At 74.0% G+C, this 14889-nt stretch carries 14 protein-coding genes; 8 read left to right on the forward strand and 6 right to left on the reverse strand.

The genetic code is table 11. The annotated features are described in order from the left end of the window. The first annotated feature begins 50 nt into the window (after positions 1-50). Together ABD644_RS06430 and ABD644_RS06435 are read left to right on the forward strand one after the other, a co-directional pair. Positions 51-425: an ArsR/SmtB family transcription factor gene (locus tag ABD644_RS06430; RefSeq protein WP_344687844.1), complete on the forward strand. Its 375-nt coding sequence runs from the start codon at positions 51-53 to the stop codon at positions 423-425. Continuing rightward, on the forward strand, positions 422-2107 hold the full coding sequence (locus ABD644_RS06435) for a SulP family inorganic anion transporter (protein ID WP_344687845.1): 1686 nt from the start codon (positions 422-424) through the stop codon (positions 2105-2107). The genes ABD644_RS06430 and ABD644_RS06435 overlap by 4 nt, the downstream gene beginning before the upstream one ends. A 56-nt stretch (positions 2108-2163) precedes the next feature. On the opposite strand, the gene ABD644_RS06440 is transcribed toward ABD644_RS06435, so the two are convergent. Then, the gene (locus ABD644_RS06440; RefSeq protein WP_344687848.1) at positions 2164-3360 is read right to left on the reverse strand and encodes a glycoside hydrolase family 3 N-terminal domain-containing protein; all 1197 of its coding nucleotides are present in this window, start codon (positions 3358-3360) and stop codon (positions 2164-2166) included. Positions 3361-3467: 107 nt separating this feature from the next. Here ABD644_RS06440 and ABD644_RS06445 point away from each other — a divergent pair, with 107 nt between their 5' ends. Then, on the forward strand, positions 3468-3770 hold the full coding sequence (locus ABD644_RS06445) for a DUF2218 domain-containing protein (RefSeq protein WP_344687850.1): 303 nt from the start codon (positions 3468-3470) through the stop codon (positions 3768-3770). A gap of 52 nt (positions 3771-3822) precedes the next feature. Then, complete coding sequence (locus ABD644_RS06450; RefSeq protein ID WP_344687852.1) at positions 3823-4251, forward strand: hypothetical protein; 429 nt, start codon at positions 3823-3825, stop codon at positions 4249-4251. Here the strand turns inward: ABD644_RS06450 and ABD644_RS06455 are convergent. The 4 genes from ABD644_RS06455 to ABD644_RS06470 all read right to left on the reverse strand — a co-directional run bounded on the left by ABD644_RS06455 (position 4236) and on the right by ABD644_RS06470 (position 8765). Continuing rightward, positions 4236-4679 (reverse strand): hypothetical protein, encoded by a 444-nt coding sequence (locus tag ABD644_RS06455; protein WP_344687853.1) that lies wholly within the window; start codon positions 4677-4679, stop codon positions 4236-4238. The two genes, ABD644_RS06450 and ABD644_RS06455, sit on opposite strands and share 16 nt — an antisense overlap. Positions 4680-4745: 66 nt before the next feature. After that, positions 4746-5693 carry an anti-sigma factor RsbA family regulatory protein gene (locus ABD644_RS06460; RefSeq protein WP_344687854.1) on the reverse strand — a complete coding sequence of 316 codons (948 nt, stop codon included), beginning with the start codon at positions 5691-5693 and terminating at the stop codon, positions 4746-4748. Positions 5694-5799: 106 nt separating this feature from the next. Then, complete coding sequence (pntB, locus tag ABD644_RS06465; RefSeq protein ID WP_344687855.1) at positions 5800-7206, reverse strand: Re/Si-specific NAD(P)(+) transhydrogenase subunit beta; 1407 nt, start codon at positions 7204-7206, stop codon at positions 5800-5802. Next, positions 7203-8765, reverse strand: a complete 1563-nt coding sequence (locus ABD644_RS06470; RefSeq protein WP_425547392.1) for a Re/Si-specific NAD(P)(+) transhydrogenase subunit alpha — start codon at positions 8763-8765, stop codon at positions 7203-7205. Before ABD644_RS06470 ends, pntB begins: the two co-directional genes overlap by 4 nt. 128 nt (positions 8766-8893) lie before the next feature. On the opposite strand from ABD644_RS06470, the gene ABD644_RS06475 reads away from it, so the two are divergent. The 4 genes from ABD644_RS06475 to ABD644_RS06490 all read left to right on the forward strand — a co-directional run bounded on the left by ABD644_RS06475 (position 8894) and on the right by ABD644_RS06490 (position 13644). Beyond that, complete coding sequence (locus tag ABD644_RS06475) at positions 8894-9676, forward strand: alpha/beta hydrolase (protein ID WP_344687857.1); 783 nt, start codon at positions 8894-8896, stop codon at positions 9674-9676. Between the two features lie 183 nt (positions 9677-9859). Beyond that, positions 9860-11935, forward strand: a complete 2076-nt coding sequence (locus ABD644_RS06480; protein WP_344687858.1) for a putative bifunctional diguanylate cyclase/phosphodiesterase — start codon at positions 9860-9862, stop codon at positions 11933-11935. Next, positions 11932-12774 carry an HDOD domain-containing protein gene (locus tag ABD644_RS06485; RefSeq protein WP_344687859.1) on the forward strand — a complete coding sequence of 281 codons (843 nt, stop codon included), beginning with the start codon at positions 11932-11934 and terminating at the stop codon, positions 12772-12774. Before ABD644_RS06480 ends, ABD644_RS06485 begins: the two co-directional genes overlap by 4 nt. An 84-nt stretch (positions 12775-12858) precedes the next feature. After that, positions 12859-13644 carry an SDR family oxidoreductase gene (locus ABD644_RS06490; RefSeq protein WP_344687860.1) on the forward strand — a complete coding sequence of 262 codons (786 nt, stop codon included), beginning with the start codon at positions 12859-12861 and terminating at the stop codon, positions 13642-13644. An 84-nt stretch (positions 13645-13728) separates the two neighbouring features. Here ABD644_RS06490 and ABD644_RS06495 read toward each other — a convergent pair whose 3' ends face one another. Next, positions 13729-14889 carry an acyl-CoA dehydrogenase family protein gene (locus tag ABD644_RS06495; protein WP_344687861.1) on the reverse strand — a complete coding sequence of 387 codons (1161 nt, stop codon included), beginning with the start codon at positions 14887-14889 and terminating at the stop codon, positions 13729-13731.

Consider the following 14889-nt stretch of genomic DNA (forward strand, 5'->3'; position numbering starts at 1 on the left):
CACAGCGGATTGACGAGTTGACGGGTTCATCAAGCCATTAGAGTCGGAGTGTGCCCTTCACCCCCGGCCGGCCCATCGCGGAGGCCAAGGCCGATCTGTTCAAGGCGCTCGCCCATCCGGCCCGGGTCCGCGTGCTCGAGCTGCTGGCCGAGCGCGAGCACACGGTCGGCGAGCTGGCCGAGGCGACCGGCCTCGAGCTCTCGCACCTCTCCCAGCAGGTCTCGGTGCTCCGCCGCGCCGGGATCGTCGACAGCCGCCGGGTGCGCAGCAACGTGATCTGCGCGCTGCGCGACCAGCAGACCGCCGAGCTGCTCGGGGTCGCCCGCCGCCTGCTGAGCCGGAACCTGCGCGACGGCCAGGCGCTGCTCGCCGCCCTCGACGACGCCGACGACGCCGTCGCGTCGGCCGGATCGGCCCGAGCGTGAGCGCGGCCGCGGTTCCGGTGACCGTCCCGCCGGTCGCCGCCGGTTCCCTCCGCCGGCTGCTGCCGCGCCGGGCCGACTACACCGGCCTGCGCCGCTCGTGGCCGCGTGACCTGGCCGCGGGGGTCACAGTCGCCATCGTCGCCCTGCCCCTCGCGCTCGCCTTCGGCGTCGCCACCGGTGTCGGGGCGGCGGTCGGGCTGGTGACCGCCGTGATCGCCGGCGCGGTCGCGGCAGTGTTCGGCGGCTCCTCGCTGCAGGTGTCGGGGCCGACCGGCGCCATGACCGTCGTGCTCGTCCCGCTGGTGGCCGAGCGCGGGCCGGCCGTCGTCTACCCGGTCGCCGTCCTGGCCGGGGGAATCGTGATCGCGGCGGCGCTGCTGCGGGCGGGGCGGCTGCTCGGCTACGTCCCGTGGCCGCTGATCGAGGGCTTCACGGTCGGCATCGCCGTCGTCATCGCCGCCCAGCAGGTACCCGCTGCGCTGGGCGTGGACCGGCCGGAGGTCGAGAACGCCGCCGCCGGGGCTGCCCTCGCCCTCGGCCGGTTCGTGACGGCCCCGCACTGGATCGTCGTCGGGCTGCTCCTGCTCGCCGTCGTCCTGACCGCCGGGCTGCCGCGGCTGCACCGGTCGCTGCCCGGCAGCCTCGTGGCCGTCGCGGTCGTGACCGTCGTCGCCGGGGTCACCGGCGCCGACGTCGCGACGATCGGGTCGTTGCCCTCCGGGCTCCCGGTCCCGGCCCTGCCCGACCTCGGCGGGCTCGGCGGGCTGATCGGGCCGGCCCTCGCGGTCGCCTTCCTGGCCGCGCTGGAGAGCCTGCTGTCGGCCAGGGTGGCCGACGGGATGACCGACGCCCCGCGCAGCGACGCCGACCGGGAGCTGCTCGGGCAGGGGCTGGCGAACCTGGCGTCGGGGATCTGCGGGGGGATGCCCGCCACCGGGGCCATCGCGCGCACGGCCGTCAACGCCCGCGCCGGGGCCCGCACCCGCGTCGCCGCCCTGACGCACGCGGTGCTGCTGGCCGGTGTCGTCTACGGCGCCGCGGGCCTGGTGGGCCACATCCCGCTGGTGGCCCTGGCCGGTGTCCTGCTCGTCACCGCCTGGCGCATGGTCGAGCGGCACACCGTGCGCGCCGTGCTCACCTCCACGCGCGGCGACGCCCTGGTCTTCGCCCTCACCGCGGTCGCCACCGTCGCCCTCGACCTGGTCATCGCCGTCGCGGTCGGCATGGCGCTGGCCGTCGTCGTCGCCGTGGCACGGATGGCGGCGACCACCCGGACGGTGCCGGTGGAGGTCAGCAGTCCGGAGGTCGACGGCGACGTCGAGCACGACCTGCTGACCCGGCACGTGCTGGCCTACCGGATCGACGGCCCGCTGTTCTTCGCGACGGTGTCCCGGTTCCTCGCCGAGGTCACCGCGACCGCCGACGTCCGGGTCGTCATCCTGCGGCTGAGCGCCGTCGCCCTGCTCGACGCCAGCGGCGCGCGGGCGCTGGGCGAGGTGGTGGAGGACCTGGCCGAGCGCGGCATCACGGTGCTGGTGAAGGGCGCCAGCCCCGAGCACCTGCGGCTGCTGGACGCCGTCGGCACACTGCAGCCGCTGGTCGACCGCGGGCACGTGTTCGCCGACCTGCCGGCCGCCGTCGCCCACGCACTGCACCACGTGTCGACGACCGCGGTCCGCTGAAGCCGCTTTCTGTACCGAAAGCTGAGCGCGCCCGCTGAGCTTTCGGTACAGAAAGCTCACAGGAGGCCGGCGCGGGCCTTGGCGAGCAGCGCCGTCCGGACGGCGTCGTCGACCACCGCCGCGAACTCCGGGTCGGCGTTGGCCCGCGCGAGGACCGCCTCGACCATCGGCTCCAGGTCCGACGGCTGCAGGCTGAGGACGAGCGTGCCCCCGGCCGCGAGGAAGCGGACCGCGCGGTCGCCCACGGCCACGTTCGACACGGCCTCGGCGTTGCCCAGGTCGTCGGAGATGACGACGCCGTCGAACCCGAGCTGCTCCCGCAGCACGTCGGTGAGCACGACGGGGGAGAACATGGCCTGCGTCGACGGGTCGATGCGGTCGTAGATCGCCGACGACGCCATCACGAAGGGCGCGGCGGGGGAGTCGGCGAGGGTGGTGAAGACCGCCAGCTGCGGGTCGTCGGCCGTCGTCACCCCGTCGTGGACGACGGCGGTGTCGTCGGTGTTGCCGGTGACCCGGCCCAGCCCCGGGAAGTGCTTGAGCGTGGCCGTCACGCCGGCGTCGGCCAGGCCCGCCACGATCGTCCCGGCGGCCGCGACCACCTCCTCGGGGGTGCTGCCGTACTGCCGGCCGTAGGCGCCGATCGGCGCGTTGCCCGCCTCCGTGCCGGCCGGGACGACGTCGGCGACGGGGGCCAGGTCGAGGTTGATCCCGGCCGCGTCCAGCGACGTCCCGAGATCCGCGGCGAGCGCGGTCAGCTCGCCGGCCGGCAGCCGGCCCTGCTCCTGCGCGGTCGGCAACCGCTCGAAGCCCTCACCCGAGAGCGTCTGCACGGCACCGCCCTCCTGGTCCACGGCCACCCACAACGCCGGGCCGGGTGCCGCCGACTGCCAGCCCTCGGTGACGGCGCGGAGGTCCTCCGCCGGGGTCTGCGAGCGGCCGGCCAGGAACAGTCCACCGACGCCCGCGTCGACCAGGGCGTCGCCGCTGCCGAGGTCGTCGAGCCGTACCCCGATCACGAACAGCTGGGCCACCTGCTCGCGCCGGTCGAGGCCCGCGAGCGCAGCGTCCACCCGCTGCTCCTCCGTCGAGGGCGGGGCGGCCTGCGACGACGTCGGGCCCGTCGTGGTGACCGAAGCGGACGTGCCGTCCGCCCGGTTCCCGGCACCGGCGGCGCAGGCGGTCAGCAGCACGCACAGCACGGCGGCCGGAAGGAGGGCACTCCGCCGGACCGGGACGCGCGGGACCGCCATGCCCGCATCCTGACGCATCGGGGCGCGCCGCTCCCGCGCAGGCACTTCGCAAGGATCGACAAGGCGTAGCGTTCCGGCCGATCCGACGACCGAGGGAGTCCACCGCCGTGCCTGCTGCACTGACCGCGCGGGCCGACGTCCGCACCGAGACGCCGGAGCGCTACGCGAAGCAGCTCGTCGAGCACCTGGGGCACCGGGTGTCGTTCACCACCGAGGGGGCGACCTCGACCGCCGAGATCGCCGGCGGCATCGGCTCGGTCGAGGTGGGGGAGGGCGTGCTGGTCCTGCGGGCCGAGGCCGGCGACCAGGAGACGCTGGACCGGGTGCAGGACGTGCTGGGCCGCCACCTCGTGCGGTTCGGCCGGCGTGCCGAGCTCGACGTGGTCTGGGCGCCCGCAGCCGCGGGCTGACGCGCGGGTCCGGGGAGTCGCCTCCGGCGGCCGGCGGCTCTACGGTCGGAGCATGGCGAGCGAGCAGGAGCGGCCCGGACCCGACCAGGAACCCGAGCCCGGGGCCACGAGCATGGTCGGGCGGTCCATCGAGGAGTTCGTCCACCAGCTGCGGGGCTTCACCGACCGCGCGCGGTCGGTGGCCGGAGCGGTCCCGTCCCGGCTGTCCCTGCCCGCCCTCCCGAGCCCCCCGGGGGCGTTGTCGGCCGCCCAGCTGCGCGCCGTGGCGCAGACCGTGCGCGCCCAGCGCCAGTCGATCGCGGCGATGCGGGGCCAGCTCGACGCCTTCGACCAGCAGCTCGGCGTGTTCGAGCGGATCCTCGACCCGCTGGTCGAGTGGAGCTCCACCTGGGCCCGCCTGGAGGAGGCCGTCGGTGACTTCGTGCGCCGCGACGGTGGCGACCGGTCGGCGGGGGAGCACGGCGGTCAGACGGGGCCGTAACCGTCGTCCGTCTCGTCCCGGGGACGGCGGCGCAGCAGCCCGGTGACCGACCCGACCCGCGTCTGGGCCTGCCGGAGACCGTGGATGAGCGGCATGAGGTCCTCGTGGATGCGCCGCAGGGTGTCGGGCACCGTGTCGACGGCCGGGTCGTCGAGGACCTTGCCGACCCGCTCGAGCCCGGGCCGCAGGGCCCGCACGGGTTCCTCGAGCTCCTCGACGAGGTCCTCGAGGCGCTCGGCGATCCGCTGGGCCGACTCGATGGTCTCCCGCGCCATCGTCGTCGCCTGGGTGAGCTCGCGAACCGTCCCGTTGAGGTCGCTCAGGGTGCGGGGGAGCTGGGCCAAGGCCTCGGTCTGCGTCTGCAGCAGCGACAGCAGCTCGGAGAGACCGGGGATGCGGGGCATCCCGAGCCCACGGAAGGGATCCACGTCCGCAACCGTCGGTGTCGGCGGTTCCCCGCGCAACCGGGGGCGCCCAGCGCCGCGGACAGCCGCCTACAGCCAGGTGAAGATGCGCACGGTCGTGCCCTGCTCGGAGGACCGGACCTGCACCAGGTCGCACAGCTGGTGCACGAGGAACAGGCCGCGCCCGCCCTCCTGCTCGAGCGTCGGGGTGAGGCGGCCGGTCAGCGGGTCGGTGAGGCGGCCGTCGTCGCTGAACTCGACGACGGCGGCGCCGTTCTCCACCCACATGGCCACGGTGCCGCTGCCGCCGCCGTACCGGATGCTGTTGGTCGCCAGCTCCGACGCGGCCAGTTCGAGGATCTCCACCTGCTCCTCGTCGAGCCCGCACGTCCGCGCGTACTGGGCGACGGTGCGGCGGGTCGCCGGGATGTCCCTGGCGCGGTAGACGCCGCGCAGGACCGCGTCCCGCGGCCGGGGGAGCGGTGCGGCGAAGGCGGCGGCGTCACCGTCCGGCAGGTAGTGGCCGCTCGGCCGGCGGTCGGCCGACGTGGACCGGACCGGATGCGCCTCCAGGGCGCCGTGGCACACCGACCGGGGGAGGCGCTGCTCGTCGTAGGGGCAGAGCAGCCGCCAGGCCGGGCCGTCGTCGAAGGCGCGGTTGAGCAGCAGCTCGTGCAGCTGGCACTCGACCAGCTCGGCGGCGCGCCGGCCGTGCCAGGCGGGCTCGCCCACGCCGCGCAGCGTCCGGCCGGCGGCGGTCTGCTCCTCGAGCGCGGCCGCCCAGGCCCCGATGATCCGGGCCGGGTTGCCGCCGATCTCCTCCATCTCGAGGAAACTCACGGCTTCGGCGTCGTCGCCGAGGGCGTCGCGCAGCAGGGCCAGCCGGGTTCGGGGCTCGGCCACCAGCACCGCCTCGTCGCGGTCCAGGCCGGCGCGGACGAACGGCACGACGCCGGCGAGGAAGTCCTCGTCGCCCCGGTAGAACAGGGCCTCGTGCTCGAAGCCGCCGGGGGCCCGCTCGTCGGGCAGCACGGTCACGCCACGGACTCCCGGGACGAGACCTCCGGCTGCGCTGGTCGGTGTTCGTGCACGCACCCACGGTAGGCCGGTTCACCGGCGGAGGACAGGACCGCGGGCCGACGGGTCACAGCGCGCGCAGGATGTCCTCCACCCGTTCCCGGGCGTCGCCGAACAGCATCTGGCTGTTCTCCCGGAAGAACAGCGGGTTCTGCACGCCGGCGTACCCGGTGTTCATCGACCGCTTGAACACCACGACGTGCCCGGCCTCCCACACCTTGAGCACCGGCATGCCGGCGATGGGACTGCCCGGGTCCTCGGTCGCGGCCGGGTTGACCGTGTCGTTGGCCCCGATGACCAGGACGACGTCGGTGTCGGCGAGGTCGTCGTTGATCTCGTCCATCTCCAGGACGATGTCGTAGGGCACCTTGGCCTCGGCCAGCAGCACGTTCATGTGACCGGGCAGCCGACCGGCCACCGGGTGGATGCCGAACCGCACGTCGACGCCCTTGTCGCGCAGGTGCCGGGTGAGCTCGGCGACGGCGCTCTGCGCCTGCGCCACGGCCATGCCGTAGCCGGGGGTGATGACGACGGAGCTCGCCGACCCCAGCAGTTCGGCCACGCCGGCGGCGGTGATCTCGCGGTGCTCGCCGTAGTCCTTGTCGACGGCGGCGGCGCCCTCGTTGCCGAAACCGCCGGCGATGACCGACAGGAACGACCGGTTCATGGCCCGGCACATGATGTAGGACAGGTAGGCACCGGAGGAGCCCACGAGGGCGCCGGTGATGATCAGCAGGTCGTTGCCCAGCAGGAAGCCGGATGCGGCGGCGGCCCAGCCCGAGTAGCTGTTGAGCATCGACACCACGACCGGCATGTCGCCGCCGCCGATGGAGGCGACCAGGTGCCAGCCCAGCGCCAGGGCGATGGCGGTGACGACGGCCAGCAGGAGCAGGCTCGGCTCGATCACGAAGAGCACGGTGAGGACGGCGAAGGCGACCAGCGCACCGAGGTTGAGCCAGTTGCGGCCGGGCAGCATCAGCGGGTTGCTCTTGATCCGCGCCGACAGCTTGAGGAAGGCCACGATCGACCCGGTGAAGGTGACCGCGCCGATGAAGACGCCGATGACGACCTCGGCCGAGTGGATGCCGAGCAGGTTGTCGGCGACCTCGGTCTGCTCGCCGGCGTTGCCCTCGACCGACAGGTAGCCGTTCCAGCCCACGAGCACGGCGGCGAGACCGACGAAGCTGTGCAGCATCGCGATCAGCTCGGGCATGCCGGTCATCTCGACCCGCCGGGCCCGCCACAGGCCGATGACGGCGCCGATGACCACGGCGGTCGCCATCAGGGTCAGCCCCGTGGCGGTGATGCTGCGGGAGGCCAGCCCGACGGTGGCGGCCAGCGCGATCGCCATGCCGGCCATGCCGTAGGCGTTGCCGGCCTTCGCCGTCTCGTGCTTGGACAGCCCGGCCAGGCTGAGGATGAACAGCAGGCCGGCGACGATGTAGGCCGCGGACGCGGCAGCCACGGCGCTCATCGGGAGGCCTTGGGTGCGGGCCCGCGGGTGAACATGCCCAGCATCCGCCGTGTCACGGCGAAGCCGCCGAACACGTTGATGCTGGCCAGCAGGATCGCGACGAACGCGAGCACGGTGACCGCGGTCGAGTCGTGCCCGATCTGCAGCAAGGCGCCGACCACGATGATCCCGGAGATCGCGTTCGTGACCGACATCAGCGGGGTGTGCAGCGCGTGGTGCACGTGCCCGATCACGTAGAAGCCGACCACGACCGCGAGCGCGAACACCGTCACGTGCTGGATCAGCTCGTTCGGCGAGAACGCCGTGATCAGGAAGAGCACCGCGGCGGCCAGTCCCACCAGCGCGAAGCGCCGGCCGGCCGACGCCGGCTCCGGTGGGGGAGCGGGTCGTTTCGGGGCCGGTGCCGCGGCCGCTGCGGTGACCGGCGCGGCCGACACCTGCACCGGCGGCGGCGGCCAGGTCTTCTCCCCGTCGCGGACGACGGTGATCGTCCGCTGCACGACGTCGTCGAAGTCGAGGACGAGCCGGCCGTCCTTGCCCGGGGTGAGCAGCTTGAGCAGGTTGACCAGGTTCGTGCCGTAGAGCTGGGAGGCCTGAGTCGGCAGCCGTGCGGCGAGGTCGGTGTAGCCGATGATCGAGACGCCGTTGTCGGTGACGACGAGCTCGTCGGCGACCGAACCGGCGACGTTGCCGCCCTGGCCGGCGGCCATGTCGACGATGACGCTGCCCGACCGCATGCTCGCCACCATCTCTTCGGTGATCAGCCGGGGGGCGGGCCGGCCGGGAATGAGCGCGGTGGTGATCACGATGTCGACGTCGGGCACCTGCCCGGCGTACATCTCCGCGGCGCGGCGGTTGAAGTCCTCGCCCATCTCCCGCGCGTAGCCGTCGGAACTCACCTCGGTCTCCCCGGCGGGCACCGCGACGTACTCACCACCCAGGGAGCGCACCTGCTCGGCGACCTCGGGCCGGACGTCGGTGGCGCGGACGATCGCGCCCAGGCTGCTGGCCGCGCCGATCGCGGCCAGGCCGGCCACCCCGGCACCGGCGACGAGCACCTTCGCCGGGGGCACCTTGCCCGCCGCGGTGACCTGGCCGGTGAAGAACCGGCCGAACGTGTGCGCGGCCTCGATCACGGCCCGGTACCCGGCGATGTTGGCCATCGACGACAGCACGTCCATCGACTGCGCGCGCGAGATGCGCGGGACGGCGTCCATCGCGAGGACGGTGATGGGACGTCGCGCCAGCGCCTCGACCAGGTCGGGGTCCAGCCCGGGGCTGATCAAGCCGATCAGCGTGGCGCCCTCGCGGAGCAGCCCGATCTCCTCCCGCGACGGGGCATCGACCTTCAGGACGACGTCGGAGGCCCACGCCTCCCCGGCCGGGGCGACGCGCGCGCCGGCCGCGGCGAAGGCCTCGTCGGGGAAGCTGGCGCCGGCGCCGGCCCCCGCCTCGACGACGACCTCGTAGCCGAGGGCGACCAGCTGGGTCACCGTCGCCGGGGTGGCGGCCACCCGGGTCTCACGGGGGCGGGACTCGCGCGGAACTCCGATACGCAACGGTGCGCTCCAAAGGGTCGCCGGGCAGGCCTCGTCGCCTGCCCGGGTGGCCGGGTCGTTCGCGGTGCGGGCTGATCCCTGCGGATCATGCCTGGTAACCGATCGGGCCATGGATAGGCTCCGCAGATGTGACCGGTCACACAGAGAATTCTCTCGGCGCCTCTCTGGAACTGCAGGCACGGCAGCCGGCCGTCGACGAGGGCCGTCCGCCGTTGCTGTTCGTGCACGGGCTGGGGCACGGCGCCTGGTGCTGGGAGCACTGGCTGGCCGCGGCCGCCGAGGCCGGTCACCCGGCGTACGCCGTGTCGCTCCGGGGGCACGGCGGCAGCCCGGGGCGCCTGCGCACGGCGCGCCTGGGGCAGTACGTCGACGACGTCGTCGCGACGGCGGAGTCGCTGCCGCGGCCGCCGGTGCTCGTCGGGCACTCGATGGGTGGCCTCGTGGTGCAGCAGGCGCTAGCCCGCTACGCCGCGCGTGCCGCCGTCCTCGTCGCCCCGATCCCGGCGACGCCCGCGGTGCCGTCGCTGCTGGAGATCGCCCGCCGGCACCCGCTGGACGCCCTGCGGATCGTCGGCGGCGGCTCGTTGCCGCTGCGCGCGGAGTACCTGTTCCGGGAGCTCGGCGACGACGACGCGCGGCGGCACACCGACCGGTGCCACGGGGAGTCGGCGATCGTGCAGTACCAGTTGCTGTTCCACCGGCCGGCCGGGCCGCCCCTGGGCGACCCGCCCGTCCTCGTCCTGGCCACGCCCGACGACGCCCTCATCCCGCTCCGGGGCATCCGCGCGACCGCGAACCGGTACGGCGCCACCCTCGAGGAATTCCCCGGGATGGGGCACGACCTGATGCTCGACGCCCGCTGGCGCGAGCCGCTCGACGTGATGCTCGGCTGGCTGCGCACCGCCCTCTGACGGCGTCCACGCCCGCCGCGGGCGGGATACGGCTCGGTACCGGTCCCTCCCCCCAACGAGGGGGGAGACGCACGTTCAGGTGAAGTCAGCCCCCTCCGCACGCCGAAGTAGGCCGTGAAGCAGTGAACGGCGCGCCGCACGGATGCGGCACCGCCTGGAGCACGGCACCACGGAGGGAGGATCGTGTCCGTCACCGTCAGCGTGCCCGACGACGACCTCGTGGCACCGGAGATCGTCTCCACGATCTTCTACAGCGCCTCGGTCAGCGATGCCCTGGCCATCCTCGTCGCCGAGACCGTCGGCAGCGACCAGCGGCTCACCTGGGGCAACGCCGGCGCCCTGCACCTGCTCGGCTACGGCCTCGCCGACCTGCGGTCGCTGCCGGTGAAGCACCTCTTCCCGACCCTCGGTGCGGGTGAGCTGAAGCTGCTGCTGCGCCGCGAGCGCTCGGCCCGCATGACGCTCCCCGTCCGTACCGCCAGCGGGGCCTCGCTCGACTCCACGGTCCTCGCCACCCCCTCGCCGGGCGGCCGCATGTGGACCATCCGGATCTCGGCCACCGCCACCGAGCAGGACCGGGCGCTGCGCGCGACCGCCGACGCCCACGAGCGCCGCTTCTCCGCGCTGACCGAGCGTTCGCCGATCCCGACGCTGCTCTCCGAGCAGGGCATGCGCCTCGCGCACGTCAACGACGCGTTCTGCAGCCTCGTCGGCCTCCGCGCCGAGCAGCTGCTCGGTACCGGCTGGATCGACGCGATCCACCCCGACGACCTCGACCCGGTGATCGAGCAGGTCTCGGCGGCCCTCGACGGCGGCGAGGTGGAGACCCAGGCGCGGCTGGTGCGCGACGATGGCACGATCCGCACCACGGTCATCCGCTTCTCCCACCTGTTCACCCCCGGCGTGGGCGCCGGCTTCGTCGGCACCATCGAGGACATCACCGACCGCCTGGCGTTCGAGGCGAAGCTGGCCCACCAGGCCAACCACGACCCGCTGACCGGGCTGCCCAACCGGACCCTGCTCTCCCAGTACGTGAGCGGACGGTTCGTGGCCGGCAGCGGCGACCTCGCCTGCCTGTTCCTCGACCTGGACAACTTCAAGGTCGTCAACGACTCTCTCGGCCACACCGCCGGTGACGAGCTGCTGGTCGAGGTGGCCGAGCGGCTGCGCGCCACGGTGCGGCCCGGTGACCTGGTCGCGCGCTTCGGTGGCGACGAGTTCGTCGTCGTCTGCGAGAACGTGGGCGAGGCCGACGCGGTCGCGCTCGCCGAGCGCGTCTCGGTCGCCCTCGCCCGGCCGATGCGCCTGGGCGGGGTCGACATCCGCCCCTACGCCAGCGTCGGCGTCACCGTCCAGACCGACGAGCACCACGTGGCCGAGGACCTGATCCGCGACTGCGACATCGCGATGTACCAGGCCAAGGCCGGCGGCAAGGGCCGCATCACCGTGCTCGACCAGCAGGCGCGCGCCGAGGCCCGCGACAAGCTGCGCCTGGTCGCCGAGCTCCGCGACGCCATCGAGCGTCGCGAGATCACGCTGCTCTACCAGCCGATCTTCGACACCCGCGACCGCACGGCCGTGGCCGTCGAGTCGCTGGCCCGGTGGCAGCACGCCGAGCGCGGGGCGATCAGCCCCACGACGTTCGTGCCGCTGGCGGAGGAGAGCGGCCTGATCGCCGGGCTCGGCCTGCTCGTGCTGGACGAGACCTGCCGCCAGATCGCGGAGTGGGACCAGCTGCTGGGCGACGCGGCGCCGCCACGGGCCAACGTCAACGTCTCGGCGCTGCAGCTCGACGACAACCTGCCCGCGCAGGTCGCCGCGGCGCTGCGCCGGCACGGCCTCACGCCGGCACGGATCTCGGTGGAGATCACCGAGTCGGCCCTGATGAAGGACCCGGAGTCGGCCCGCGAGGTGCTCGAGCAGCTGCGGGAGGTCGGCGTGGAGCTGGCCATCGACGACTTCGGCACCGGTTACTCGTCGCTGGCCTACCTGCGGCACCTGCCCGTGGACTGCCTGAAGGTCGACCGGTCGTTCGTCGCCGAGATGGCCGACGGGCACCCGGAGATCGCCTCCGCCGTCATCGCGCTCGCGCACACCCTGAACCTGAGCACCGTCGCAGAAGGAGTCGAGACCGTGGACCAGGCGGTTGAACTGACCAGGCTGGGAGCCAACTTCCTGCAGGGGTTCGGCCTGGCCAAGCCGATGACCGGCGGCCACGCGGCTGCCTGGTTCGCCGCCCGGGCAGAGGCGGACCGATGACCGTCACGCCGTTCCCGGGCTACAGCGGCCCGGCGGTGCCGATGTTCGACATCGAGTCGATCCTCGCCAGCATCGACACGATGGCCGCCCAGCGGCCGGTCGCCGCCCAGATCGTCTCCGTGGCCAACGGCGAGGACACCAGCGCCAAGGAGCTCTCCCGCATCCTGGCCTCCGACGTGGCGCTGGCCAGCCGGGTCATGAAGCTGGCCAACTCGGCCTACTTCGGCATGCGCGGCCGGGTGTCCTCGCTGCAGTTCGCCGTCACCGTCGTCGGGTTCACCACCGTGCGCACCATGGCGACGGTCGCGCTGACCGACCTCGACGACGAGTCGCGGCTGCCGGAGGACTTCTGGCTGGTCACGACCAGCCTGGCACTGGCCGCCTCGACCCTGGCCCCCCGGTTCGGCGAACGTCCCCAGGACGCGCTGTGCATCGGGCTGCTCGCCCAGATGGGCGCGGCGCTGCTGCACCACAACGACCCCGACGGCTACGCGGAGATCGTCGCGGCCGAGCCGACCTACACCGGCCGCCGCGCGGCGGAGTCCCGCCGGTACGGGCTCAACAGCCTGCGACTGACCGCGGTCGCCCTCGAGCAGTGGGGCTTCCCGGCCTCGATGACCGCCCGGCTCAACCACGTCGACGACTACCACTCGATCGAGGGCGGCCTGCTGCGGGCCGCGTTCGAGATCGCGTCCCGGCTCACCACCGAGGACTACGACACGGTGCCGATCGTCCGGCTGACCTGCGGCCAGCTCCGCGAGGACGACGTCGTGCCGGTGCTCGACCAGGTCCGCGCCGACGCCGACGAGCTCCGCCGCGCGATGCTCGGCGACGACTGAAAGAGGACCTCCCTGCCCCCCACCGCTCGCAGGCTCGCGGCGGGCCCCTGCAGGGAGGCCACCGCCGTGCGGTAGGAGTTACCCGTGCACACGGGTAGCTCGACCGGCAGCGTCCTCGTCACCGGCGCCGCCCGGGGGATCGGCCTGGCGATCGCCGACCGCTTCCTGGCCGGGGGCTGGCGGGTCGGCATGGTCGACGTCGACGGGGCCGCGGTGACGGAGGCGGCCCGCGGTCGGGCGGGCGCGGAGCCCGGCGTCCTCGACGTCCGCGACGCCGACCAGTGGCGGGCGACCCTCTCGCGCTTCTGCGGGGACGGGCGCCTCGACGTCCTGGTCAACAACGCCGGCGTCCTGGCCTCCGGCCCCTTCGCGGACACCGACGTCGAGGCGCACCGGCGGATGGTCGACATCAACCTGACGGGCGTGGTGCACGGCGCCGCACTCGGCTTCCCCTACCTCCGGCGCGCCGACCGGGGTCTGCTGCTCAACCTGTGCTCGGCGTCGGCGCTCTACGGCCAGCCCGCGCTGGCCACCTACGGCGCCACGAAGGCCGCCGTCAAGTCGCTCACCGAGGCGCTCGAGCTCGAGTGGCGCGCAGACGGCGTGCGCGTGCGCAGCCTGATCCCGCTGTTCGTCGCCACCGACATGGCCGCCGTCGTCGCCCAGGGTGCGGCGAGCGTGGGCCGCCTCGGCGTCCGGCTGACCCCGCAGGACGTCGCGGCCGCGGCCTGGCGCGTCGTGCACGAGCGGCGGGTGCCGCTGCGCGGGCCGCACCGGGCGGTCGGCCGGCAGACCAAGGTGCTCACCGCGGCGGCCGCCGTCACCCCCGACTGGGCCAACCGACTGGTCAACGCCCGCCTCGCCCGCTGAGGCCCAGCTTTCGGTACGGAAAGCGCGAGGCCCCGTCCCGCTTTCGGTACAGAAAGCGGGACGGGGCCTCGGTGTGCCCTCGGGTCAGGCGTACGGGGCGCCGAGGGGGTCGACCGTGGGGGAGTCGCCGACCGTCCTCGCCAGGCGGGCCAGCGCCCAGTCGCCGTCGCCCAGCACGTGGTCGATCGCGGTCAGCCGACTGGTGTAGTGGCCGACGCTGTACTCGGCGGTGACCCCGATGCCGCCGTGCAGCTGGATGGCCTCCTCGCCGATGTGCCGGCCGGCGCGGCTGGTGACCAGCCGGGCGCGGTCGGCGGCGGCGGCGACGTCGCCACCGGCGTCCTGCACCATCGACGCCCACAGCGCGACGCTGCGGGCCAGCTCGATCGACACGTACATGTCCGCGGCGCGGAAGGTGAGCGCCTGGAACTTGTTGAGCGTGACGCCGAACTGCTTGCGGGTCTTCAGGTACTCGGACGTGATCCGCAGCGCCGTGTCCATCGCGCCGATCGCCTCGTGGCTGTAGGCGATGCGGGCGGTGGCCAGCGCCGTCTCGATCGCCGCGGTCGCGTCGCCGCCCTCCCCGAGCGCGACGGCGGGCGTGCCGGCGAACTCGACGTGCGCGGCGCGGCCGCCGTCGTGGGTGCGGTACCCGGTGCGGGTCAGGCCCTCGGCGTCCCCCTGGACGAGGAAGAGCCCCGTGCGAGCCGTCGGATCGTCCCCGGCCAGCACCGCGCTGACGACGAGCACGTCGGCCCGCGCGCCGTGGGGGACCGGCTCCTTGACGCCGGTCAGCGTCCAGCCCTCGCCGGCCTTCGTGGCGGTGACGGCGGATGCCGACGCGCTCCACCGGGTGCGCGGCTCGGCGTGGGCGAACGCGGGCAGCAGGCCGCCCTCGGCCAGCCCGCCGAGCACCTCGCTGCGCTGCTCGGCGCTGCCGACGGCGGCGACGAGCCCGCCGGCCAGCACCACGGCCTCGACGAAGGGCTCGGGCGCGATGACCCGGCCGATCTCCTCGGCCACGATGGCGACCTCGACCGGGCCGGCGCCCATGCCGCCGTCGTCCTCGGCGAAGGGCAGCCCGAGGATGCCCATCTCGGCCAGCCGCGACCAGGTCTTCTCGTCGAAGCCCGGGTCGGTCTCGGCGATCTTCCGGCGCGCCTCGCTGTCGCCGTAGGCACGGGCCAGCAGGCCGCGGACGGCCTCCCGGAGGTCGTTCTGCTCGCTGTCGTAGGTGAAGTTCAC

The sequence above is a fragment of the Blastococcus jejuensis genome (assembly GCF_039534705.1).
In the GTDB taxonomy this organism is placed as follows: domain Bacteria; phylum Actinomycetota; class Actinomycetes; order Mycobacteriales; family Geodermatophilaceae; genus Blastococcus_B; species Blastococcus_B jejuensis.

What these genes read in the sequence shown, in the direction of transcription:
- ABD644_RS06440 (WP_344687848.1), bottom strand. Translation starts at nt 3,360, where the DNA reads ATGGCGGTCCCGCGCGTCCCGGTCCGGCGGAGTGCCCTCCTTCCGGCC.
- ABD644_RS06450 (WP_344687852.1), top strand. Translation starts at nt 3,823, where the DNA reads ATGGCGAGCGAGCAGGAGCGGCCCGGACCCGACCAGGAACCCGAGCCC.
- pntB (WP_344687855.1), bottom strand. Translation starts at nt 7,206, where the DNA reads ATGAGCGCCGTGGCTGCCGCGTCCGCGGCCTACATCGTCGCCGGCCTG.
- ABD644_RS06485 (WP_344687859.1), top strand. Translation starts at nt 11,932, where the DNA reads ATGACCGTCACGCCGTTCCCGGGCTACAGCGGCCCGGCGGTGCCGATG.